Origin of the sequence: Capsulimonas sp. (assembly GCF_039929585.1) — a bacterium.
Classification (GTDB): Bacteria; Armatimonadota; Armatimonadia; order Armatimonadales; family Capsulimonadaceae; genus Capsulimonas.
In genome coordinates this window covers 1-4,036 of sequence record NZ_JBDSQY010000148.1, presented here as the reverse complement: position 1 = coordinate 4,036, position 4,036 = coordinate 1, and the positions used below count along the sequence as shown (strand labels likewise).

Sequence of the window (4,036 nt, the reverse complement as noted above, 5' to 3'; positions counted from 1 at the left end):
GACCGGAAAATGCCAATCTCCGAAATCGGGTCCCCCAGAATTGGGGCGGAGGGGCCATCTTCTCACAGGACGGAGGGGCCAAATCTTAAATCTGCCCCTGACCGCCATCCACAAACAGTTCGACGCCATTGACGAAGCTGCTGTCGTCGGACGCAAGGAACACGACCGCCTTGGCGATCTCATCGGGCGTGCCGACTCGTCCTAGGGGGATCGCCTTCGCCTGCTCCTCAATGAAGCCCTGGATTTGCTCCTCGTTCAATCCCAGAAGATTGTAGGCGGGAGTCGGGACGACGCCTGGGCTGACGACATTAACGCGGATGCCGCTTCCCTTCAAATCAGATACCCACCCGCGCGCGAACGAGCGAACAGCGGCCTTGGTGGCGCTGTAGACGCTGAAGGCTGGGAAGCCCTTGATGGAAACCAGGGAAGCGTTGATGACAATCGACGCGCCTGCGGACATCAGCGGCAACGCCTTCTGCACCGTAAAGAGCACGCCCTTGACGTTGAGGTCGAACGTCTTGTCATACTGCTCTTCCGTAATGGAGCCTAAAGGAAGCAGCGAGCCGCTGCCAGCGTTGGCGAACAGGACGTCGAGCCGTCCCTTTTCCTTTTCGATCGTGGCGTAAACACGGTCGATATCTTCCAGCTTCGTGGAATCCGCCTGGATCGCCGTCACGTTGCTTCCGATTAGCGACACGGCTGCATCTAATTCCTGCTGACGGCGGCCGGTGATGTAGACATATGCGCCCTCCTCCACGAACCGCTGCGCGGTGGCGAGGCCAATTCCGCTGTTGCCGCCAGTGACAAGCGCGACCTTTCCTTCAAGCTTCTTGGACATAGTGATTCTCCCTCGATTAATATATTTACCTAGCGGTATAGATATACCGCCCCTTGACGCCGTCTGTCAATAGTTATATACTAATAAGTATGGAAATGCAAAAAGAATCTTCGGCGCGGGGCCGGCCTCGCGCTTTCGACGCCGATGTGGCGCTGGACCGGGCGCTGCAAGTGTTTTGGCGGAAGGGGTATGAGGGAGCGTCGCTGTCCGATCTGACGGAAGCGATGGGGATCAATCGGCCGAGCCTTTACGCCGCTTTTGGCAACAAAGAAGAACTGTTTCGCAAGGCGCTCGATCGATACAAAGACGGCCCGGCGTCTTATGTTTGCGGCGCGCTTGCCGAACCGAACGCGCGCCTGTCGATCGAGAAGCTCTTCGCGGGCGTGATTAATCTGCTGATGGCGCCGGAAAACCCGTCGGGATGCATGCTGGTGCAGGGCGCGCTTGCCTGCGGAGACGAGTCGGAGCCGATTCGCCGCCGGCTGATCGAAGAGCGCGCGGCGGGCGAAGCGCGCGTCCGTGAGCGTCTGGAGCGCGGCGTGGCCGACGCCGACCTGCCCGCCGATACCGACTGCGCCGACCTTGCCCGTTTTCTCACCGCAGTGATCCAGGGCATGGATGTGCAGGCTGCCTCTGGAGCCAATCGGGAGGAACTATGGCGCGTCGCGCAGATGGCGATGCGGGCTTGGCCGACAGAGGCGGGGGCTGCGGGAGAGGCGTAAATAGAGGAGATGCACGGGAAAGCCGAGAACAACGAAGATTATGGCGATCACGCAGCTCAGTGTCTCTGGATATCGGTCGATCCGAAGCATTTACATCCAATTTCAGCGAATCAACGTACTTGTGGGCGCCAATGGATGCGGCAAGAGTAACCTTTACCAGTCCATGTATCTCTTAGCCTCCGCCGCCAATGGGGAGTTGGCGCGGGCGCTGGCGGCGGAGGGTGGGATGCCGTCGGCGCTGTGGGCGGGCGGCAATTCCAAAGTCGCTCGAGTCGGCCGTCCGGCGCAAGGCTCCACGGTGATGACATTGGGATTCCGAAGCGGCGATCTCGAATATGAGTTCAGCTGTGGTCTGCCGCCGCCTCTTCCGGTGGAGGGCGCGTTCGCGCTGGATCCGCATATCAAGAGTGAGAAAGTCTGGTTTCACGACAAAAAGAAGCGCGTCGTGATGCTGGATCGCGGACCCGGGTCCGCGTGGCTGCGCGACAGCCGTGGGGAGCGGGTCGATTTTCGGCTGATCCTCACCGCTTCCGAGTCCGTTCTCGCGCAGCTGCGCGAGCCGCACCGATTTCCGCAGCTTTCGGCGCTGCATCAGGAAATGCTGAGCTGGCGTTTCTATCACGGCTTCCGCACGGACGCCGACGCGCCGCTCCGTCATCCACAGATCGGCGTCTTCACGCCGGTCCTCTCGCGTGATGGCTCGGATTTGGCGGCGGCGCTCTGTACCATCATGGCTCTGGCGGACGGCCACGATCTCCAGCGGGCGCTGGAGCAGGCGTTTCCGGGAAGCTGTCTGCTGGTCGACATGAATCGCGGACGTTTCAGCCTGACGCTGCAAATGCCCGGCCTTGCCCGTCCGTTCGACGCCCGCGAACTGAGCGATGGCACGATCCGCTATCTCTGTCTTCTCGCCGCGCTGCTGACGCCAAAGCCTCCGGGCGTTCTGGCGCTGAATGAGCCCGAAACGAGCCTGCATCCCGATCTGCTGGAGCCACTCGCCTACCTCATCGTCCGCGCTTCCCGTGACACGCAGCTGTGGGTGACGACGCACTCCACCATCCTTGCCGACCACATCGCGCGCCTCTCCGGCGTCTCGCCAGTTCGTCTGGAAAAAGTGAACGGCGAGACGCAGCTGGAAGGCGATCGGTTTCCCGAGTTCATCGACCAATACGGCCCGGAATAGCGCTTTAGTTATTCGACGGACGTCGCTTCCAGGCGCTTCGCCGCTGCGATTTCGGCGATCTTGGGGCTGGCGCCGATCTGCTGGAGCAGCCCGAGCATATCCAGGACATTTCGGCCTTCGACGAGCTTTCCATCGCGGATCAGGCCGGTGCACATCCCTTCGATCTTGATGGGGTTGTTTGATGCGGGGATGCCCTGAAACGGGCCGGTGTTCGTCCCGGTCGCCGTGAACCGCACGGCGACATGGTCGCCGCCGGCGATGACATGGCAAACCTCAATGTGCAGGTCAGGAATGGCGGCGCAGAACGAGGCGTGCACCTGTTTCCAGTGCTCGGCGCCGTGTGTCGCCACGCCATCCTCCAGCATGCCGTAGGACACGCCGTCCGGTGCGAACAACTCGTCGATCGTCTCCACTCGCTTCTGGTTCCAAAGCTCCTCAAACCAGCGCCGTATCAATGCTTCGTTTTGTTCCATCGTGACGTTCTCCTTCGGAGCGGGTAGTTGTGAACGTGTCGTGCTTGGCGCTCCATAATTCCAAGCGCCGGCCTCTAATTCCTCTTGCATTTCGGGGATCATGTTTCTGGGTAGATATGTGGAACCAGAGATTTGGAAAGAGGCTCCCCCAATGTCGAAACACGTCGCCGAAGTATTTGTCGAAACCCTGATCGCCGCCGGAGTGAAACGGGTTTACGGACTGGTGGGCGATTCGCTCAACGCCATCACGGACAGCATTCGCACGCATCCAGAGATCGAATGGATCCATGTGCGGCACGAGGAAACGGCGGCGTTCGCGGCCGGCGCTGAAGCGCACCTGACGGGCAGCCTCGCCGTCTGCGCAGGCAGCTGCGGCCCCGGCAACCTGCACCTGATCAACGGCCTGTACGACTGCCATCGCAGCCGCGTCCCGGTGCTTGCGATTGCGGCGCAGATTCCGAGCGCGGAGATCGGCTCGGGATACTTCCAGGAGACCCGCCCGGAGCATCTCTTCCGGGAGTGCAGTCACTTCTGCGAAACCGTCTCCACTCCCGAACAGATGCCGCGCGTGCTGGAGATCGCCATGCGCACCGCGCTCGCCCAGCGCGGCGTCTCGGTCGTGGTCATTCCCGGCGACGTCGCGATGAAGGAATGCCCGACGGAAGCGCATCCGTTCGCCTGGGAATCCGAACCGTCGATCGTGCGTCCGCCGTCCGCCGCGCTGCAAAAAGCGGCCGATCTTCTCAACGCCGCGAAGAAGGTGACGATCCTGGGCGGTATCGGCTGCGCAGGCGCGCACGCCGAGCTGCTGGAAGCTGCC

The 4,036-nt window shown here is 61.5% G+C and carries 5 protein-coding genes; 3 read left to right on the top strand and 2 right to left on the bottom strand.

What is annotated here, in order from left to right:
* Positions 1 to 85: 85 nt before the first annotated feature.
* The gene (locus ABIZ35_RS10175; RefSeq protein WP_348219784.1) at positions 86 to 838 is read right to left on the bottom strand and encodes an SDR family oxidoreductase; all 753 of its coding nucleotides are present in this window, start codon (positions 836 to 838) and stop codon (positions 86 to 88) included.
* A 95-nt stretch (positions 839 to 933) separates the two neighbouring features.
* Between ABIZ35_RS10175 and ABIZ35_RS10170 the strand changes: the two genes are divergently transcribed.
* Both ABIZ35_RS10170 and ABIZ35_RS10165 read left to right on the top strand, forming a co-directional pair.
* Complete coding sequence (locus tag ABIZ35_RS10170; RefSeq protein WP_348219783.1) at positions 934 to 1,560, top strand: TetR/AcrR family transcriptional regulator; 627 nt, start codon at positions 934 to 936, stop codon at positions 1,558 to 1,560.
* Between the two features lie 40 nt (positions 1,561 to 1,600).
* On the top strand, positions 1,601 to 2,743 hold the full coding sequence (locus tag ABIZ35_RS10165; protein WP_348219782.1) for an AAA family ATPase: 1,143 nt from the start codon (positions 1,601 to 1,603) through the stop codon (positions 2,741 to 2,743).
* 8 nt (positions 2,744 to 2,751) lie between these two features.
* Here ABIZ35_RS10165 and ABIZ35_RS10160 read toward each other — a convergent pair whose 3' ends face one another.
* Positions 2,752 to 3,216, bottom strand: coding sequence for an ester cyclase (locus ABIZ35_RS10160; protein WP_348219781.1), 465 nt, complete (start codon positions 3,214 to 3,216; stop codon positions 2,752 to 2,754).
* Positions 3,217 to 3,367: 151 nt separating this feature from the next.
* Between ABIZ35_RS10160 and ABIZ35_RS10155 the strand changes: the two genes are divergently transcribed.
* Positions 3,368 to 4,036, top strand: a 669-nt coding sequence (locus ABIZ35_RS10155) for a thiamine pyrophosphate-binding protein (protein ID WP_348219780.1), incomplete at its 3' end; no start/stop codon positions are given.

What these genes read in the sequence shown, in the direction of transcription:
- ABIZ35_RS10175 (WP_348219784.1), bottom strand. Translation starts at nt 838, where the DNA reads ATGTCCAAGAAGCTTGAAGGAAAGGTCGCGCTTGTCACTGGCGGCAAC.
- ABIZ35_RS10170 (WP_348219783.1), top strand. Translation starts at nt 934, where the DNA reads ATGCAAAAAGAATCTTCGGCGCGGGGCCGGCCTCGCGCTTTCGACGCC.
- ABIZ35_RS10165 (WP_348219782.1), top strand. Translation starts at nt 1,601, where the DNA reads ATGGCGATCACGCAGCTCAGTGTCTCTGGATATCGGTCGATCCGAAGC.
- ABIZ35_RS10160 (WP_348219781.1), bottom strand. Translation starts at nt 3,216, where the DNA reads ATGGAACAAAACGAAGCATTGATACGGCGCTGGTTTGAGGAGCTTTGG.